Source organism: Streptomyces endophyticus (assembly GCF_035798155.1).
Lineage (GTDB): Bacteria > Actinomycetota > Actinomycetes > Streptomycetales > Streptomycetaceae > Streptomyces > Streptomyces endophyticus.
Map to the genome: position 1 here is coordinate 18,643 of NZ_JAOZYC010000199.1, position 16,997 is coordinate 35,639.

Here is a 16,997-nt window from a genome sequence, read left to right on the forward strand (position 1 = left end):
CCGGACGGCACCCTTCACCCCCACACGACGCGCGAACCCGCGTCAGGTTGCCGCGGTCGCACAAAAATCTTCTCCCGGCATCCGTCCTCACGGCGTGTACCTCGAAATGGAGGCAGGTGCGCGGCCGATGAGCCTTCGCGCCGTGCGGGCCAGGTGAGCCTGGTCGGAGAAGCCCGCTGAGGCCGCGGCTGCGGCCACCGATTCGCCGGGTAGGTCGGCGATGGCTTCGCGCAGCCGTGCCCATTGGCGCAGCCGCACGAGCGGGATTCCGACGGATGCACGGACGAGGGTACGCAACCGGGGCGGCGAGAGCCCGACATCAGCGGCGATGGCCCCGATGTCCGCGCGAGGATCGGCGCGAGTGCTCTCCCGGAGTGCGTACGCCACGCGTGGATCAAGCGGGTGTCCCGCCCCCGCAAGCCCAGTGAACTTGGTGAACTTGGTGAACTTAGTGAGCTCGGCTTTGGCGGCGCCGAGGTCGGCTCCGGCAGTGAGAGCGCCGGCGACACCAAGTGCCCCAAGTGCCCCAAGTATCCGGCGTGTTGTGGCCTGGTCGAGGAGTGTGAGCCCCAGTTCGGGACGGAGGACCCAGGGGTCGATGAAGAGCGCCGCATACGACGACGTCGTGGCACAGGTGTGGGCAAGCTGAGGGGGCACGATCACTCCGGCCGCCGCGGCGGTGCGACCCCCGTCCGCTCCGACCTCGACGTGGCCGCCGATCGGCAAGACGACCTTCCATGCCGGGTGGCAGTGGCGGGTAACACCGAACGCGCGGGTCTCGGCGAACAACGTCGCTTCGGGGCCGGTGGAGAAGACGATCCGGCGATCGTTCTGTTCAAGCTCCCATGCGCGGCCGGAGGCAACCATCACGGCATGCACGCTATCGCGGCCATTACGTTGGCGGTCTTCCTGATGACGGTGGGGATCGCGCACTTCGTGGTTCCCGGCTACTTCCGCACCCTGATCCCGCCCTGGCTCGACCTGTCCGGAGTGCTCGTCGCTGCCAGCGGAGCGGCGGAGATCGTCGTAGGCGCGCTGATCCTGACTCCGCAGGCCCGCGAGGCCGGGGGTTGGGCCGCCGCCGCACTCATCACCACGTACCTGCCCTCCCATCTCGACGCTCTGCGTCACGCGCGTCCTGATCAGCCGCGGTGGCTGGAGCGGCCGGTCGGTGCGATGGCCCGACTGGCAGTCAACCTCCTCTACATCGGCTGGGCGGTGACGGTGGCGTCGGCCGGTGTATGACGCGGCATGGAGCTCGGCGATCGGTTCGGTCGCTGTGCCACCCGGCACCATGTAAGACAAGGCAAGGATGATGACCCCATGCGCATCCACATCGACGCCGACGACCTGCCCGGCCTCACCTGCCCATCCGCCGGCAACGACCCGGTCCACCGCAACATCCACGTCGCCGTGCAACGCCGCGATCGCCCCACCGAACTCCTCACCCCGCAACCCGGCGACGCCAACTCCGCGACGTGGACCCTGGAGTGCACCACTGCCCCGTCGCCGACCGGCATCGATGTGAGGGGTCCGTACGTACAGGGCCGCCCGGGTCAGCGGTTCATCTATCTGTCCTGGGGCACCGTCGACGAAGCCGGCGCCTTCACCATGTTCCGCCGCGCCAAGCTCATGCTCGACGCCGTCCCCTCCGAGGTCCTCGACGCCGCCGTACGCAGCGGCCTGCTGGTCGGACGCCTCGGCCTCACCGACGCCCAGGGCACCCCGCTGTGCGCCCGAGTCGTGCCGCCGCGAATCACCTGGACCGCCGAAAGCACCGCCCAGCAACGGTCCGAGTCGTAGGCGCGAGTCACGTACTTGTCGCGGGTCACTTACTTGTTCAGCGCGCCCCGCCACGCGTTGCGTCACTGATGGAGCCGCCACCGGCCTTCAGAGATGACATCCACCTTGCCGTCCCTGACGCGAACGGCCGTCTCGTCGTCGATGAAGTAGATCGGAAAGTCCGCCCGCGCAGCGATGCGATCGGCCCAGGCGTCGTCCCGCTCGGGGAAGTCCGGCGAGTACAGGTGGGGCTTGAGGTACCAGTCGAAGAGGCCGAACGGCGGCTCCACGGTCGTCGCGCCCAGCACGTGGAGGTCGGTGGTGTCCCCGATGACGTCGGCGGAGTGTGCGGTGAGATGGCGGCTGAAGACCATCGATCCGGCGCTGACCCCCACATAGACCCGGCTCTCCAGCGCCTCCAGGAGGCCATCGGCCAGGCCGTTGCCGGTGATGCTGCGCGCGAGGTGGTAGTGGTTGCCGCCCTCGACATAGATGACGTCGGCGCGGAGCAGCCGGTCGAGCACCAGCTGCCGGGGCAGGCCGTTCAGTTCCAGGACGTCGAACTCCCGCCAGCCGAGGCCGTGCAGTCGGTTCATGTCCGCGACGAACCACCCGTGGTCCCCGGGCTCGGCGACCGATGCCGTGGGAACGAACACGATGTTCGCCGATCCGAACGGCTTGCCCAACATGTCCCGCAGCGCGTCCCGCAGCGTCTCGTTGCGCAGGCCACTCGCGGTCAACAGAAAGTTCATCGGGCGAGCCAAGCACGGCCGCCGGACGCGCGCAACGAGCCCCGGTACGGATCCGCGACGATGCCCGCCGGGTGACGACCTACCGTGTGCTCCCGGCGCCCAGGTGATGCGCATGCGGAAGCAGATCTCCGACGTATCGGCGATCTGCATGCGGCTCATGCCGCCTGCCACCAGCCCGTGGGTGAGGACGAGTTCGCGCTTCGGCTCCGCCCCGGCCTCTCGCCGGCGCGCACCCCGTCGTCAGGGCCCGCCCGGGTCCCTGGTCAGACCCGTTCCAGGCGTCGGTGCGGGCCGCTGGGAAGCTCCGCTTCGATCGTGTCACCAGGGCACACCACGCCGCCTTCCCTCACGATGCTCATGATTCCGGCCTTGCGTACCACGTTCCCCGCCTCGTCACGCCCGACGACCCGCTTCAGCAGCCCGTCCTGAAAGTTGTCGATCTGCAGGCAGGGATTGCGCAGACCAGTCACTTCCAGGACGACGGCGTCGCCGACGCGCAGCAATGTGCCGACCGGCAGGCCGAGCAGGTCGATGCCGCGCGTGGTGATGTTCTCGCCGAGTTGGCCGGGCGCCACCTTGAACCCTTCTTCGGCCACCTCGGCGAAGAGCTCTTCATGAATGAGGTGGACCTGGCGCAGATTCGGCTGGGTGGGGTCCTGCGCAACACGCGAGCGGTGCTTGACCGTTACGCCTGCGTGCACGTCCCCCTCCACGCCGAGCCCGGCGAGCAATCTGACGCTGTCCTGGTTCGGCTTGGTGAACGAGTACTCCCCGTTGCGGCTGACCGCCGCCACTCTCCCACTCATACCTGGTAACCCCCTCGCCGGTAACAGTGATCCGGCACGAGCCTAGTCCTCGCCCTTCAAGGCACGGCATCCACGATCCGCGCGGCCGATCCCGTCGAAGTGGTTGAAGTGGTTGAAGGGCGCAATGATTCAGGTAAGGGTGTTGGCCGTAGCCGAGGAAAGGAAGCCCCGCCATGGCCGCCACCACCCAGCCCCCGTTCCGCGCCGACCACGTCGGCAGCCTGCTGCGTCCGCCCGCGCTCCTCCAGGCCCGCGAACACCACGCCGCGGGGAAGATCGACGATGCCGCGCTCGCCGCCGCCGAGGACGAGGCCGTGCGCGCGATCGTCGCGATGCAGAAGGAAGCGGGGCTGCGCAGCGCCACCGACGGCGAGTTCCGCCGCGCCTCGTGGCACATGGACTTCATCTACGCCCTCGGTGGCATCCGGCGCGTCGAGGACGAGTCGCTGCACGTGCGCTTCCACAACGAGGACGGCGACATCGAGTTCGCGCCGCCCTCCGCCCGCATCGACGGCAAGGTGACACTGGAACGCACCATCTTCGCCGACGCGTTCACCTTCCTGCGCGACACCGTCGCCGAGGGCGTCACCCCGAAGCTGACCATCCCCTCGCCGAGCATGGTCCACTACCGCGGCGGCCGCGCCGCGATCGATACGACCGTCTACCCCGACCTCGACGCCTTCTGGTCCGACCTCACCGACACCTACGCGGCCCAGATCCGCGGCGTTCACGAACTGGGCTGCCGCTACCTGCAGTTGGACGACACCTCGCTCGCGTACCTGAACGATCCCGAGCAGCGTTCCTACGTCGCGTCCATCGGCGGCGACGCGGAGCACCAGCACGAGACGTACATCGCGAACATCAACCGGGCGCTCGCGGGACGCCCCGACGACCTGCGTGTCACCACCCACATGTGCCGCGGCAACTTCGCCTCCTCCTGGGCCGCTTCGGGCAGTTATGACTTCATCGCCGAGGCCGTCTTCGGCGGCCTCGACGTCGACGGCTTCTTCCTGGAGTACGACGACGAGCGCTCCGGCGGCTTCGCCCCGCTGCGCTACGTTCCCAAGGGCAAGCAGGTCGTCCTCGGCCTCGTCACCACCAAGCGGCCGCAGCTCGAGGACAAGGACACCCTCAAGCGGCGCATCGAGGAGGCCTCCCGCTACATCGACATCGACCAGCTGTCCCTGTCCCCGCAGTGCGGCTTCTCCTCCACCGTCGAGGGCAACAAGCTCACCGCCGAGGACCAGACGGCCAAGCTGCGCCTCATCGTGGAGACGGCGGAAGAGGTGTGGGGCGGGGTGTGATGACACGTCAGCAGGGCACCGCTCGCGGCGGATCGGCCTCGTACCTCCCATGAAGCACACCATGCCCACCCTCGCCGAATAAACGGAATCCATCCGCAACCGGCCCGAAACCCCCCGGCGAACCGCGCTCCGTACGCTCGCCGTACCGATCCCGGGCACCGGGACCCGGCAAGCGCCTGCGCAGGACCGTCACGGGGAGAAGGGCCATGGCGCACGTCATTCCGATCCGCAAGCCCACCGCACGCGCACCGGAGGCCGGCCGCGCGCTCGCCTTCGCCACCGTCCACGGCTACCGCCGCGCCTACCGGATCGCGGGCGAGGGCCCGGCCGTGCTGCTCATCCACGGCGTCGGGGCGTCCAGCGCGCACTGGGAGGACTGCATCGACATCCTCGCGCGCCGGCACACCGTCATCGCCCCCGACCTGCTCGGGCACGGCGGTTCGGCGAAGCCGCGCGCCGACTACTCGGTCGCCGCGTACGCGAACGGCCTGCGCGACCTGCTCGGCGTGCTCGGCATCGACCGCGTCACCCTCGTCGGACACTCCTTCGGCGGCGGGGTGGCGATGCAGTTCGCGTACCAGTTCCCCGAGCGCGTCGACCGGCTCGTCCTGATCTCCTCCGGCGGGGTCGGCCGCCAGGTCACGCCCATCCTGCGGGCCGCGACCCTGCCCGGCGCGGGGCTCGCGCTCGGCCTGCTGAAGGTGGCCGGGGCACGGCTGCCGGTCACCGCGGTCGTCCGCGCCCTCCAACTCCTGGACACCGGGCTCGGCGTGGACGCGCCCGACCTCGTCAACCTGGTCGACGCCCTGCCCGACCAGAACTCCCGCGACGCCTTCATACGGACACTGCGGGCGGTCGTCGACTGGCGCGGCCAGGTGGTCACCATGCTGGACCGCTGCTATCTGGCGCGGGGCGTCCCCACCCTCCTCGTCTGGGGCGATCGCGACAGCGTGCTGCCGGTGGCGCACGCCTACACCGCGTACCAGGCGATGCCCGGCAGCCGACTCGAAATCTTCCCGGGCGCCGGGCACTTCCCGCACCACACCGACCCCGCACGGTTCGTCCGGCTCCTGGAGGAGTTCATCGCCACCACCACTCCCGGTGACTGGAGCGTCGAGCAATGGCGCGAACTCCTCCGTACGGGACGCCCCGAGGAGAAGCACGCGCCGGCCGTCGCACACGAGTACCGCAAGGACAGCGAACGCAGCGCGACATGAGAGCGCGACATGAGAGCGGGACATGAGAGCGGGACACCCCTGAAGCCGTTGAAGCCATTGAAGCCGTCAGGCCAACTCGTGCAGCAGTCACCGTAGTTGGACGTGCCGGGTTCAGGGCGCGATCATCGTGACCCCTCGGCCCGGCGCCGAGCCCATCGCGTTGAGCGCGGACGGGGCCTCGTCCAGGCCGATCGTGGCGGTGACGAGGCGGTCGGGGCGCAGCGTGCCGGTGGTGACCAGCTCCAGCATGCGGGGGTAGGCGTGCGCTGCCATGCCGTGGCTGCCGAGGAGTTCGAGTTCGAGGGCGACGACCCGGTCCATCGGGAGGTGGGCGCCGCCCGGCAGGAGGCCGACCTGGACGTGGCGTCCGCGGCGGCGCAGGCTCGCGATCGAGGCGGCGCTGGTGGTGGGGGAACCGAGCGCGTCGAGGGAGAGGTGGGCGCCGCCCCGGGTGGCCTCGCGGACCGCCGCGGCGGTGTCAGGGACCTCTGCCGCGTCGACGCAGACGTCGGCGCCGAAGGCGGAGGCCAGGGCAAGGGCCTCGGGAGAGACGTCCACCGCCACCACCCGGGCCCCGGCCGCCGCCGCGATCATCACGGCGGACAGGCCCACCCCGCCGCAGCCGTGCACCGCCACCCACTCCCCGGCGGCCGCGCGCCCCTGGTCGGCCACGGCACGGAAGGCGGTGGCGAAGCGGCAGCCGAGACTCGCGGCGGTGGCGTCGGTCATGCCCTCGGGGACAGCGACGAGGTTCACGTCGGCATGGTGCAGCGCGACGTACTCGGCGAACGACCCGGCGTGGGTGAAGCCGGGCTGCTCCTGGCGCTCGCACACCTGGTGGTCGCCGCGGACGCAGGAGGCGCAGCGCCCGCAGGCGCAGATGAACGGGACGGTGACGCGGTCGCCGGGCCGCCACTCGGTGACATCGGCGCCGACCGCCTCGACGGTGCCGGCCAGTTCGTGGCCGGGAATGTGCGGGAGGCGGACGTCCGGGTCGTGCCCCTGCCAGGCGTGCCAGTCGCTGCGGCACAGCCCCGTCGCCCCGACCCGCACCACGACCCCGTCCCGGGGCGGCACGGGGTCGGCGACCTGCCGTACCTCCGCGTCCTTGCCGAACTCCTCGAACACCACTGCCCGCATCGCGCGCGCTCCCCTCTCCCGACAGCCACTTCCGTCCGCCCGACCTGAGGAACCGTGGTCAGGTCCGCCGTGAGTTCATGCTGCCAGAGCGCCGAAATATTCACTCGCGTACGCCGCCCCGGCCTGCCTACCCTTGCCCCGCAGCTTCCTTCCGCGCCGGCACCGCCTGCCCGTGCGGCCGAACCACCGGGCCCCGTGCCCACCGAGAGGGTGTCTTGATGACCCGGCCCGCGCCGAGCGCGCCTCACCGCGACGTAGCACGTACGCGTACTGCACGTACTGCACGTACCGCACGTACCGCACGTACCGCACGTACACACCGCGGATAACCGACCGAACCAGCCGTCGAGGCCGCTCGGCCTGCTCTTGCTGTCGATGACCAACTCCCCAGCAAGGAGCACAGGTGTCCGAGCACACCCCACATTCCAACCCCAGTCCCAGCCCCAGTCCCACCCTGAAGATCAGTACGTTCGTCTGCGCCTGGTGCGGTCTCACCGTGACCACCGTCGACCCGGACGGCCGCAGCCGTAACCACTGCCCTTCGTGTCTGCACTCGCGCCACGTCCTGGACCACGTTCAGGGCGGCAGCACCGAGTGCCACGGCCGGATGTCACCGATCGCCATCGCCGTCCTGCGGACCGGTGACTGGATGATCGTCCACCGCTGCGTGCGGTGCGACGAGCTCACCTCGAACCCGGTGAGCCCCGACGACAACCAGCTGGTACTGATGCGGATGGCGGTACGGCCACTGGCCCAACCGCCCTTCCCCCTCGAAACGTTCGGAACGCTGTGAGCGGGGAGGCCCGGCATGCCACGCCGTAACCGCACACAGTCCGACGGCCCCGACCCCCGGCAGCGCCGTCGGCGCGACGGCCACCGCACCCGCGACTTCCGCTGCGCGGGCTGCCGCCTGGAGGTCTCCCTGGACGCCCCGGGCAGCGGCCACCGCAACCATTGCCCGAACTGCCTGACCAGCCTGCACGTGGACGCCCGGATCCCCGGCGACCGCGCGTCCAACTGCCGGGGCCGGATGGACGCGTTGACGGTGTCCTGCCGCCCGGACGGGGAGTGGCTGATCGTCCACGAGTGCCTCTCGTGCGGCGAACTCTCCACCAACCGCGTCGCAGGCGACGACAACGCCCTGGCCCTGATACGCCTCGCGGTCCTCCCCCTCCGGGCCACAGGCCGCGCGGCGAACCGCACGCTGCTGATGCTGTGAGCGGAGGACCGGGCCGGTACGGAGCAGCGCCCCCGAACCGGCCCGGTCCCTCTGCCAGTGACCAGTGGCCAGCGGCCAGTGGCCGCCAGGGCTGCTCCACGCGGGGCGCGGGCCCCGTCGGGCCGACACTTCTGGCTACCCTGGATCACGAGCAACGTCCGTTCCCAGGGGGAGAGTTCATGGATCCGGAGATCGTCGCCCTTGCGGGTACGGCAGGCACGACATTGGTCGGCCTGCTGACGACCGAGGCCTGGCAGCGGGCCAGGGACGGTGTCGCCGCGTTGTGGCATCGGGCCGAACCCGCTCGCGCCGACGCGATATCCGCCGAACTGGAGGTGACCAGGACCGATCTGCTGGCCGCGCAGAGCGACGGCGACACCGAGTCCCGCGACGAACTGGGCGCGGAGTGGCAGGGCCGGATCCGACGGCTGCTCGCGGCACACCCCGAGGAAGCCCGAGCCCTGCGCGCACTCGTCGACGAATTGCGGCCCCTCGCGCCCGACGTCACGTCGGTCACCCAGCAGGCCACCGCCTCCGGTCACGCCCGCGTCTACCAGGCGGGCCGCGACCAGCACTTCGACCGCCGATGAGCGGCCCCAACGAGGCACGGGCCGACGGATACGGTCGCGTCTACCAGGCTTCCGGTGACCAGCACATCGTCGAGCACCATCATCACGTCCGTGACGAGCACCATCATCACGCCCGTGAGTGGTCGGGCCCCGACTCGGTGCGTCACCCGTCCGTCGGCCGGGCCCCCGTCACACTCCGCGACCGCGTGGGTGAGATGGACCGGTTGCGTGCCGCGGTCGAGCCGGGCGTCGGCAACCGCGTCTACGTCCTGCACGGTCTCGGCGGCTGCGGCAAGACCGCCGTGGCCTACACCCTCTTCCGCCACGCCACCGAGAACGCCGGCCGCGTCGGGCTCTGGGTCAACGCCTCCGACCCGGCCTCACTGCGCTCCGGCATGCTCGCCGTCGCCGCCGACCGGGGCGCGACCGACGCCGAACTCACCGGCGCGCGCGGCGGCCTGCGCCCCGCCGCCGATCTCGTCTGGCACTACCTCGACCGCTCCAGCGAGCCCTGGTTGCTCGTCCTCGACAACGCCGACACCCCGGCGATCCTGCGCGCCGGAGGGTGGCTGCGCACGAGCCCCGCGGGCATCGTCGTCGTCACCACCCGCCAGGCCGCGACCCATTGGTGGCCGGGTGCGGAACTGCTCCAGTTCGGCGTTCTGCCGCGCCAGGACGCCGCCCTCGTCCTCCAGGACATCGCGCCCCACGCAGGCACCCTCGACGACGCCGCAGAGGTCGCCGACCGTCTCGGACACCTCCCCCTGGCACTCACTCTCGCCGGTGGGTTCCTCGCCCACCAGGTCATCGACCCCTGGACCCTCGCCGATTACCGACATCGGCTCGACGTCGGCATCGACACCGGCCCCGCCGATCTCGTGGAAGCGGTCGACCCGGTCGACGCGGCGTCCCACTTCGACCCGAGACACCTGCTGAACCGCACCTGGCAGCTCTCCCTCGACTCCCTCACGACTCAGGGTCTTCCGGAGGCCACACCGCTGCTGCGGCTGCTTTCCTGCTGGGCGGGCGACCCGCTCCCCCTCAAGCTCCTCGCCCACGCCGAACTCGGCACCGAACTGCACGGCTCCCGTGTCGAGTCCGCCCTGCGAGGACTCCTCGACCACTCGCTCACCGAGCTCGTACCGGGGCAGGTGCGCTGCCTGCGCGTACACGGGATCCTGCTGGACAGCGTCGCTCACGCGACCCCTGACGACCAGCGGGAGCGACTCGCCACAACGGCTGCCCGCCTGCTCCGTGCCGTGCTGCCGGAGGTCCCGGAACGCGGAGCGCAGGACCCCGCGACACTCCTGCTCGCTCCACACGTCATGGCGTTGCTGCGGCGCGTGACGAGATGGGGCACCAGCTCGTCCACGGTCGAAAGCGCGGCCGACTGCGCCCTCCGGTTGATCGTCGCCGTGCACAGGTCGGGCGACTACGCGTCGGCGCTCACGTTGGCGACCGACGCCGTCGCCCTCGCCACCGCGGCCTTGCCCACCGACAACGCCTGTGTTCTCGGACTCCGCCTGCGCGTGGGCCGTGCGCTCTTCCGCCTCGGCCGCTTCGAGGAGTCCGAAGCCCTGTACCAGGAACTGCGCTCGGACTGCGAGAGGGCACTGGGTCCCGATGCTCCCGAGACCTTGGAAGCATGCTTGAAGATCGGGAGCCCGCTCGCCAATCTCGGCCGGATCCAGGAGGTGCCCCCGCTGCGGCGACGCGTCGTACGGGTCCGGGAGGAAACGCTGGGGAGACGGCACCCACTCACGCTGATGGCGCGGTCCGCCTTCCTGGAGATCGCGGCGAACCCCGGCATGGCAGGCCTTCCGGAGCAGGCCGAGATGATCGCCACCGGGCCCGAACTCCTCGCGGACTGTTACCGCACCCTCGGGGAGCACCATCCGCTGACGCTCACCGCTGAGCTCAATTTCGCCGCAGCCCTCCGCTGCGCGAGCCAGCACGCCGAGGCCCTGCCCCACGCGCTCAAGGCACTGGCCGGATACGAGCAGATCTTCGACCCGGACTACCCCTTGGTGCTGAACACGCGCCATGCGCTCGGCCGGATCCTGACGGCCCTGGGCCGGCACTCCGAAGCGGTCGACCAGCTCGAGCTCCTTGTGGCCGGCCGCCTCCGGATACTCGGCCCGACCCATCCCTGGACACGTAACGCCCAGGACCTCCTCGCCGAGTGCCTGGACGCGGACACCTCGACTTCGACGGAATGACCGGTACGCCGCGGCGTAGAACCTGGCCGCACCGAGCCCTTCACTCACGCCTCCCACCCGTGGTTCGTACGGGCTGGTAGTGGTCGTGGGTGGAATCGAGGACGCCCTCGCCACGAGCCGCACCGTGCAGGCCCCCACGTACAGCGTTCACCTCTGCTTTCCGCAGGGTTCCGGTGATCACGGCGAGGGGCCCAGCGGCCTGATGGAAATCGGGGACCGCACCGTGGCGGGCCAGCAGAGCAAGTACCGGGGACAGATCCTCAGTTGGCGCTTCGAGCGCGAACCGGTCGATGGGTTCACAGACGGTCGTCCCGGCTCGCCGGAGGGCCTGGCGGACCACCAGGCCGGTGGTGCGCCTGACCTCCGCGGCCTGTGGTGCCGGCGGTTGGTAGCCGCTGTCGGTCACCGTGATCCGCGCGTCGGTCACCCGCCAGCCGTGCGGGCCGACGGCCAAGGGGTCGTGGAGGTACTCCAGCAGCGCGACCCGATAACCCTCCACGTTTCCGTAGACGTGCAGGGGCAGCGTCGACCGGTCCGCAGCGACGACGAGTTCGACTCCGGTGCCGGGTGCGGCCGGCTCAACGGTCACTGCGAGCGTGTAGTGGTACGGGTGGCCGGGGTCGCCCATACGCAGCGCAGCGCTCCCCGTCCCGGACGGTCGTTCAATGCAGACCACGCCGGTGTCGCGGAAGTCGACGTCGATGCCGTATTCAACTTCCAGCGTGTCGGCCAGAACCTCCTGCTGCACCTCGCCGTAGATCCTGATCCGCGCGGCACCACGCTCGGGTCGCAGACCGATCAGGGGGTCGACGTCGGCGAGTTCGGACAGGGCCCGGTGCAACTCGCCCTGCCGGGACGGGTCGTGGGCCACCACCCGGGTCTCGAAGCCCGGAGCCGGCAACGCTGCTGCCGCCGCGGTGGCGGACGTGCGGCAACCGATCCAGTCGCCGATCCGAGCGCTGTCCAGGCCCCGGACGCGCGCGATCTCACCGGCCGTCGCCCGATCGCACATCATGACACCGCCGGGCTTGAAGACCTCCAGGGCTGTCACCGTCGCCGACCTGTCCCCGCCGAGCGACACCCGATCGCGGACTCCGAGCGTTCCGGCGCGCATCCGCACCGTGCAGACCCGCTGCCCTCCGGCCCGTTCGACCTTGAACACCTGCGCCGCCGCCGGTGCGTCGTCGTCGCCGACGGCCACGGGAAGCAGCTCGGTGACGGACTCGATCAGGGCACGGACGCCCGCACCGGTCCTGGCCGAACCGAACAGCACCGGGTGGACACCGGCGGCACGGGTCAGCACACCGAGGGCTGCACGCAGCCGTCGCGGTCCAATGGGCCGGTCCCGGACGAGCCAGTCCTCTAGCAGCTGCTCGTCATGGTCCGCGAGCAATTCCGTCAGACGCTCCGACTCGACCGGGTCCTCCCACGCGCACGGTGCGGCCTCGGCCGCAGCCGTGCCGGGGTTGCACACATGGCCGAGCGGTACGAGCGCCGCGCTCAGGCGGTTCCGGATTCCCTCAAGGACCCGCTCGGGCGCGGCGCCGGTCCTGTCGATCTTGTTGACGAAGAAGATCACGGGGATACCGAGGCGGCGCAACGCCCGGTACAGCACGATGGTTTGGGCCTGCACTCCCTCCACGGCGGACAGCACCAGGACCGCGCCGTCGAGGACCACCAGTGAGCGGTCGACCTCGGCGATGAAGTCGGGATGGCCCGGGGTGTCGACGAGGTTGACGGTGACGTCGTCGATCGCGAATGCCGCGACGGCAGAGCGGATCGTGATGCCCCGCTGCCGCTCCAGGGAGAGGGTGTCGGTCTGGGTCGTGCCGTCATCCACCCGGCCGACCCGTTCGATGGCACCGCCGGCATGCAGCAGCGCCTCGGTCAGACTGGTCTTGCCGGCATCGACGTGAGCCACCACGCCCAGATTGAGCCGCCGGGCGCTGGCCACCGGCCCGGCAGTGGCGGCGGTGGCTGTGGCGGCGGTGGTGGTGTCATGGCGTACGGAGGCGGGAGAGTTCGGACGGTTCATGGCTCCTCGTGTGCAGGTCGGTGGCGACGGCGGGGCACACGAGTTGGCGCATGATGAAGTCCGTTTCTGTCGGTCGATCACGGATCGATTGGTCAGTGGCGATGTTCCAAGCGGCGTCCAGAGCTGTCAACGCAATTCCGCACCCGGCCTGCCGTAACCGTCAGCCCCTGGGATGCGACAGATGCAGTACTCGTCGGCGCTGACTACCGCTGACGCCGGTCGTACCTCGCCTTGGCGACGCGTCGGCAGACGCCGCTCCCGACCGCCACGCAGAGACTGATCAGCGTGGCTGTCCCCCACCGCGCGTCGTTCATGACGCAGCCATAGGCCGCAATGCAGGAGGACAGGGTCATGAAGAACGTGATCGAGCAGAGCATTCGTAGCGGGACCAGGTACCACATCGGCTTGCCTTCGCCCGCGCTCGCTGCGTGCTGAACGCGATCAAACGGGCCTCCGGGCTCCACCTCAGCGGCTACGCCCTGGACGATGGCGGCGAACTGCCGATCGATGTCCGCGCTTGAGAAATCATCCCTACGGCCCTCACTCACCGTGAACCCCGTTTCGCCGCCCCGCACCGAATCTCTCGATCCTCCCGTGGCCGGGAGATCCCGTCAACGCTGGGCGTACGAGGGGAAGTTGGGCGACCCGAACGGCGCGGCAGGCCTGCCGCTCACTGTCACCGATGAACCGATGCGGACGGTCACACCACCCTCTTCGACTGAATTTTCAGTCTGTGTAAAAGTCACCGCACCGACAACGAAGCGGCGGGGGCCGCGAGCACCCCGGGTGTTGAGGGCACGGCGGCGAAGGAACTGCGTATGGGTGCCGAGTGGGAGAGCCACGCGCGGACCTTCATGTCGTGGCCCGCACTGGAGTCGGTGTGGGGCGAGGACCTTCCCTACGTGCGCGAGGACATCGCCCGTGTCGCCCGTGCCATCGCGGATTACGAGTACGTCGTGATGATGGCGAGGCCCGACCAGCGGAAGGCCGCCCAGAAGGCGTGCGGGCGCGACGTCGAGGTCATCCCGCTGGAGGTCGACGACCTGTGGGCCCGCGACACCGTGCTGGTGTTCGTGGAGGACGACGGCGAGGGCACCCTCCTCATCACCGAGAGCTCGATCGTCAACGACAACCGCAACCCCGGAAAGAGCCGGGACCTGATCGAGGCCGAGATCAAGCAGACACTGGGCATCAAGAAGGTGATCTGGCTGGCCGGCGTGCGCGGCCAGGACATCACCGACGCGCACGTGGACAGCCTCGTCCGGTTCACCGCGCCCGGTGTCGTACTCCTCGACAGGGCACACCCCGACACTCCCCCGGATTCCTGGTCGCACGCGTCGGACCAGGCGAAAGCCGTGCTCAGCAAGGCGACCGATGCCGAGGGCCGGCCCTTCGAGGTCATCGATCTGCCGCAGCCCGACCTGTACGAGATCACCGGCGAGGGGGACGACTTCGTGTCGACGTACGCCAACTTCTACGTCGCCAACGAGTCCGTGTTCATGCCCAAGTTCGGGGACCGCGAGGCCGACAAGCGCGCCCGGAGCATCCTGCAGGAGCACTTCCCCGAGCGCGACATCGTGCAGGTCCGGATCGACACCATCGCCGCCGGTGGTGGCGGCATCCACTGCTCGACGCACGACGAACCCGGCAAGCCGGTCGACTGACCACCGGCCCACATCACGGAACGCCGTCCCGGACAGGTGCGCGCGGTCAGCGGCCCAATCGTTCGAGCTCGGCCTCGATGGCCTCGCTCATCAATGTCCGCGCGTGGGCAATCTGGAGCATGCCGCTGAGCCAGTGGTAGTAGATCAGCGCGGTGGAAACGCCCGCCTCTTCGGCCAGCTCCTCCACGCGCAGACCACGGACCCCCCGCCGGGCGATCACCCGCCGGGGCCCGGGCCGGCGGCCGTATGCGTGGGTCAGTCGGTCGCCCGGTGGAGCGTAGTGCGGCCCAGGTGGGGTTCCGCCCGGGACGCGAGGACCTTGATTCGGACGCGGCTCGCGGTGATGGGGGTTCCCAGCGGCAGAATTCGCTGATAGCCGATGGTGGTACCGGTGGCGATCCGCCGCCAGGCTCCGCCGATCTCGGCCTCTACGGCGAATTCCTCCACCCGTTGCCCGTGCTCGATGTCCTCGCGGACCGCGACCCGGTCGAAGGTGGTCGTTCCGTCGGCGTTCTCGGCCACCGGACGGCCGTACACCTTCCGCACCCGTTGCCCGAATGCCGTCAGCTCGGCGACATCCGCGGCATCGATCGTTCCCGCCTTCGAAGGCGGCACGTTGAGCAGCAGGGTCGCGTTGCGTCCGACGCTCTTCTCGTACAGGTCGAAGAGCTGGGCCGCCGTCTTCGGCTTCTCGTCCGCGTGGTGGAACCAGCCCGGCCGGTTGGAGACATCGGCCTCCGCGGGGAACCAGGACAGATGGGTCACGCCGGACTCGGTGAGGCGGGCCCGGGAACCGATGTCGGCGACGCTCGCGCCGTGCGGCAGCAGCCATTCGCCGTGGTACGTCCGCGGGTCGGCGGTCGTCGGCACGACGCTCCACTCGGTCTCGCGGGCGATCCCGTCCTCGTTGCCGACCCAGCGCACGCCCGCCGGGCCGCCGAAGACCACGGTGTCCGGCGACAGCGCGTTGATCACCCGGAACCACTCCTCGAAGCGGTACTCCTGGGTGATCCCGGCGTCGGCCCACGGATTGGCGCCGTCCAGCCAGAACTCGTCCAACGGCCCGTACTCGGTGAACAGTTCGTAGACCAGGTTCAGGTAGTACGCGTCGTAGTCGTTGACGTGCACGGTGAACGTGGGCAGCTTCCCCGACCGCACCGCGTCCGCCCGGTCGTCGCCCTCCACGAGGGTGGGGATGGTGTGCTCCTTGACGGCACTACCGTTGCCGAAGCGACCGAGTCCGCCGGGCGCACGGTCGCCGTCGTCGACCGCGGTCTGCTCCACCGAGGTCAGCTTCCCGCCCTCGGCCTGCTTCTTGCGCAGGGACTCGATCCACTCGGCGTGCCAGGCATGCGGCAGCTCGCCGCCGTCGGAGGGCGAGAGATAGATCCCCACGCGCATTCCGTGGGCGCGTGCCGCATCCACGTATGTGCGGACGACGTTCGGCTGCCCGGGGCTCTTGAGGATCGAATGAGGCGTGTACCTGCTGGGGAACAGCGTGAACCCGTCGTGATGCTTGGCGGTGATCATCGCAAGCTCGGCGCCCATGGCCTTGTACGTGCGGATCCACTGGTCGGCGTCGACAGCGGTCGGCGCGAACGTCGCCGCGTCCTCGGCGCCCGACCCCCACTCGCGATCGGTGAACGTGTTCATCCCGAAGTGCGTAAACGCCGTTATCTCCCGCCGCTGCCACGCCAGTTGCCCGTTCCTGGGGACGACGTTCGCGGCCTTGGCGATGATCTGCTCCGGGGTGTCATCTCCGGTGACCGGGATGATCGAGGCGGGGCGGACACGGACCCTGCCGGCGGCCGGTTCTCCCGCCGGCACGGCGGTGGCGGCGTACGCGCCGACACCGCCGAGGGCGGCGATCGCGGGAGCGGCTCCCAGGGCACCAAGAATCTGGCGGCGAGACGTCATCAATCACTCCTACAGGCACATTTGCTCGGATTTCTCTTCGCTGCGCTTCTGTGGATCATGACGTAGTAACAGATTTTCGGTAAGAGCTGTGCCAGGAGTGATCCGAGCGCAGGTCTCAGGCCGGGGCCGTCGGCTTCTTCGATTCGGCTGATTCGGCCGATTCCGCTGATTCGGCTGCTTCGGCGGCGCGGTATTGGGCGTTGATGCGCTGCGCTTCTTCGAGCTGGTCCTCGAGGATGATGATGCGGCAGGCGGCCTCGATGGGGGTGCCCTGGTCGACGAGCTCGCGGGCGCGCGCGGCGATGCGCAGCTGGTAGCGGGAGTAGCGGCGGTGGCCGCCCTCGGAGCGCAGCGGGGTGATCAGGCGGGCTTC

16 protein-coding genes and 1 pseudogene are annotated in these 16,997 nt (G+C 69.9%); 9 read left to right on the top strand and 8 right to left on the bottom strand.

Annotated elements, in window-relative coordinates:
• Nucleotides 1–87 precede the first annotated feature (87 nt).
• Entirely contained in the window at nt 88–867 is a 780-nt protein-coding gene (locus OKJ99_RS40585; RefSeq protein WP_326023558.1) for a helix-turn-helix domain-containing protein, read from the bottom strand.
• A gap of 6 nt (nt 868–873) precedes the next feature.
• Here OKJ99_RS40585 and OKJ99_RS40590 point away from each other — a divergent pair, with 6 nt between their 5' ends.
• Together OKJ99_RS40590 and OKJ99_RS40595 are read left to right on the top strand one after the other, a co-directional pair.
• On the top strand, nt 874–1,245 hold the full coding sequence (locus OKJ99_RS40590) for a DoxX family protein (RefSeq protein ID WP_326023540.1): 372 nt from the start codon (nt 874–876) through the stop codon (nt 1,243–1,245).
• A gap of 78 nt (nt 1,246–1,323) precedes the next feature.
• Nucleotides 1,324–1,803: a DUF5990 family protein gene (locus tag OKJ99_RS40595; RefSeq protein WP_326023541.1), complete on the top strand. Its 480-nt coding sequence runs from the start codon at nt 1,324–1,326 to the stop codon at nt 1,801–1,803.
• Nucleotides 1,804–1,865: 62 nt separating this feature from the next.
• Here OKJ99_RS40595 and OKJ99_RS40600 read toward each other — a convergent pair whose 3' ends face one another.
• Nucleotides 1,866–2,534 (bottom strand): peptidase E, encoded by a 669-nt coding sequence (locus tag OKJ99_RS40600; protein WP_326023543.1) that lies wholly within the window; start codon nt 2,532–2,534, stop codon nt 1,866–1,868.
• Nucleotides 2,535–2,797: 263 nt separating this feature from the next.
• Entirely contained in the window at nt 2,798–3,340 is a 543-nt protein-coding gene (locus OKJ99_RS40605; RefSeq protein WP_326023544.1) for an MOSC domain-containing protein, read from the bottom strand.
• 173 nt (nt 3,341–3,513) lie between these two features.
• On the opposite strand from OKJ99_RS40605, the gene OKJ99_RS40610 reads away from it, so the two are divergent.
• Both OKJ99_RS40610 and OKJ99_RS40615 read left to right on the top strand, forming a co-directional pair.
• Nucleotides 3,514–4,644: a 5-methyltetrahydropteroyltriglutamate--homocysteine S-methyltransferase gene (locus OKJ99_RS40610; RefSeq protein WP_326023546.1), complete on the top strand. Its 1,131-nt coding sequence runs from the start codon at nt 3,514–3,516 to the stop codon at nt 4,642–4,644.
• A 206-nt stretch (nt 4,645–4,850) separates the two neighbouring features.
• Nucleotides 4,851–5,861, top strand: a complete 1,011-nt coding sequence (locus OKJ99_RS40615) for an alpha/beta fold hydrolase (protein WP_326023548.1) — start codon at nt 4,851–4,853, stop codon at nt 5,859–5,861.
• A gap of 111 nt (nt 5,862–5,972) precedes the next feature.
• Here the strand turns inward: OKJ99_RS40615 and OKJ99_RS40620 are convergent, their stop codons facing one another.
• Nucleotides 5,973–7,001: a zinc-dependent alcohol dehydrogenase family protein gene (locus tag OKJ99_RS40620; RefSeq protein WP_326023549.1), complete on the bottom strand. Its 1,029-nt coding sequence runs from the start codon at nt 6,999–7,001 to the stop codon at nt 5,973–5,975.
• Between the two features lie 454 nt (nt 7,002–7,455).
• Between OKJ99_RS40620 and OKJ99_RS40625 the strand changes: the two genes are divergently transcribed.
• The 4 genes from OKJ99_RS40625 to OKJ99_RS40640 all read left to right on the top strand — a co-directional run bounded on the left by OKJ99_RS40625 (nt 7,456) and on the right by OKJ99_RS40640 (nt 11,008).
• Nucleotides 7,456–7,794: an RNHCP domain-containing protein gene (locus OKJ99_RS40625; protein ID WP_326023559.1), complete on the top strand. Its 339-nt coding sequence runs from the start codon at nt 7,456–7,458 to the stop codon at nt 7,792–7,794.
• Nucleotides 7,795–7,809: 15 nt separating this feature from the next.
• A complete protein-coding gene (locus OKJ99_RS40630; RefSeq protein WP_326023551.1) occupies nt 7,810–8,220 on the top strand; it encodes an RNHCP domain-containing protein in 411 nt (136 codons plus the stop codon).
• 179 nt (nt 8,221–8,399) lie between these two features.
• Nucleotides 8,400–8,810, top strand: coding sequence for a hypothetical protein (locus OKJ99_RS40635; RefSeq protein WP_326023552.1), 411 nt, complete (start codon nt 8,400–8,402; stop codon nt 8,808–8,810).
• A complete protein-coding gene (locus OKJ99_RS40640) occupies nt 8,807–11,008 on the top strand; it encodes a tetratricopeptide repeat protein (RefSeq protein ID WP_326023553.1) in 2,202 nt (733 codons plus the stop codon). The genes OKJ99_RS40635 and OKJ99_RS40640 overlap by 4 nt, the downstream gene beginning before the upstream one ends.
• 40 nt (nt 11,009–11,048) lie before the next feature.
• On the opposite strand, the gene OKJ99_RS40645 is transcribed toward OKJ99_RS40640, so the two are convergent.
• Nucleotides 11,049–13,043: a translation factor GTPase family protein gene (locus OKJ99_RS40645; protein ID WP_326023554.1), complete on the bottom strand. Its 1,995-nt coding sequence runs from the start codon at nt 13,041–13,043 to the stop codon at nt 11,049–11,051.
• 722 nt (nt 13,044–13,765) lie between these two features.
• Here OKJ99_RS40645 and OKJ99_RS40650 point away from each other — a divergent pair.
• Entirely contained in the window at nt 13,766–14,707 is a 942-nt protein-coding gene (locus OKJ99_RS40650; protein ID WP_407700866.1) for an agmatine deiminase family protein, read from the top strand.
• 130 nt (nt 14,708–14,837) lie between these two features.
• Here OKJ99_RS40650 and OKJ99_RS40655 read toward each other — a convergent pair.
• The 3 genes and pseudogenes from OKJ99_RS40655 to OKJ99_RS40665 all read right to left on the bottom strand — a co-directional run.
• Nucleotides 14,838–14,966, bottom strand: a pseudogene (locus OKJ99_RS40655) (helix-turn-helix domain-containing protein); the annotation flags it as partial.
• Nucleotides 14,963–16,624, bottom strand: a complete 1,662-nt coding sequence (locus tag OKJ99_RS40660; RefSeq protein ID WP_326023556.1) for an alpha-L-fucosidase — start codon at nt 16,622–16,624, stop codon at nt 14,963–14,965. The gene OKJ99_RS40660 and the pseudogene OKJ99_RS40655, both read right to left, overlap by 4 nt.
• Nucleotides 16,625–16,739: 115 nt before the next feature.
• Nucleotides 16,740–16,997, bottom strand: a 258-nt coding sequence (locus OKJ99_RS40665; protein ID WP_326023557.1) for a MerR family transcriptional regulator, incomplete at its 5' end; no start/stop codon positions are given.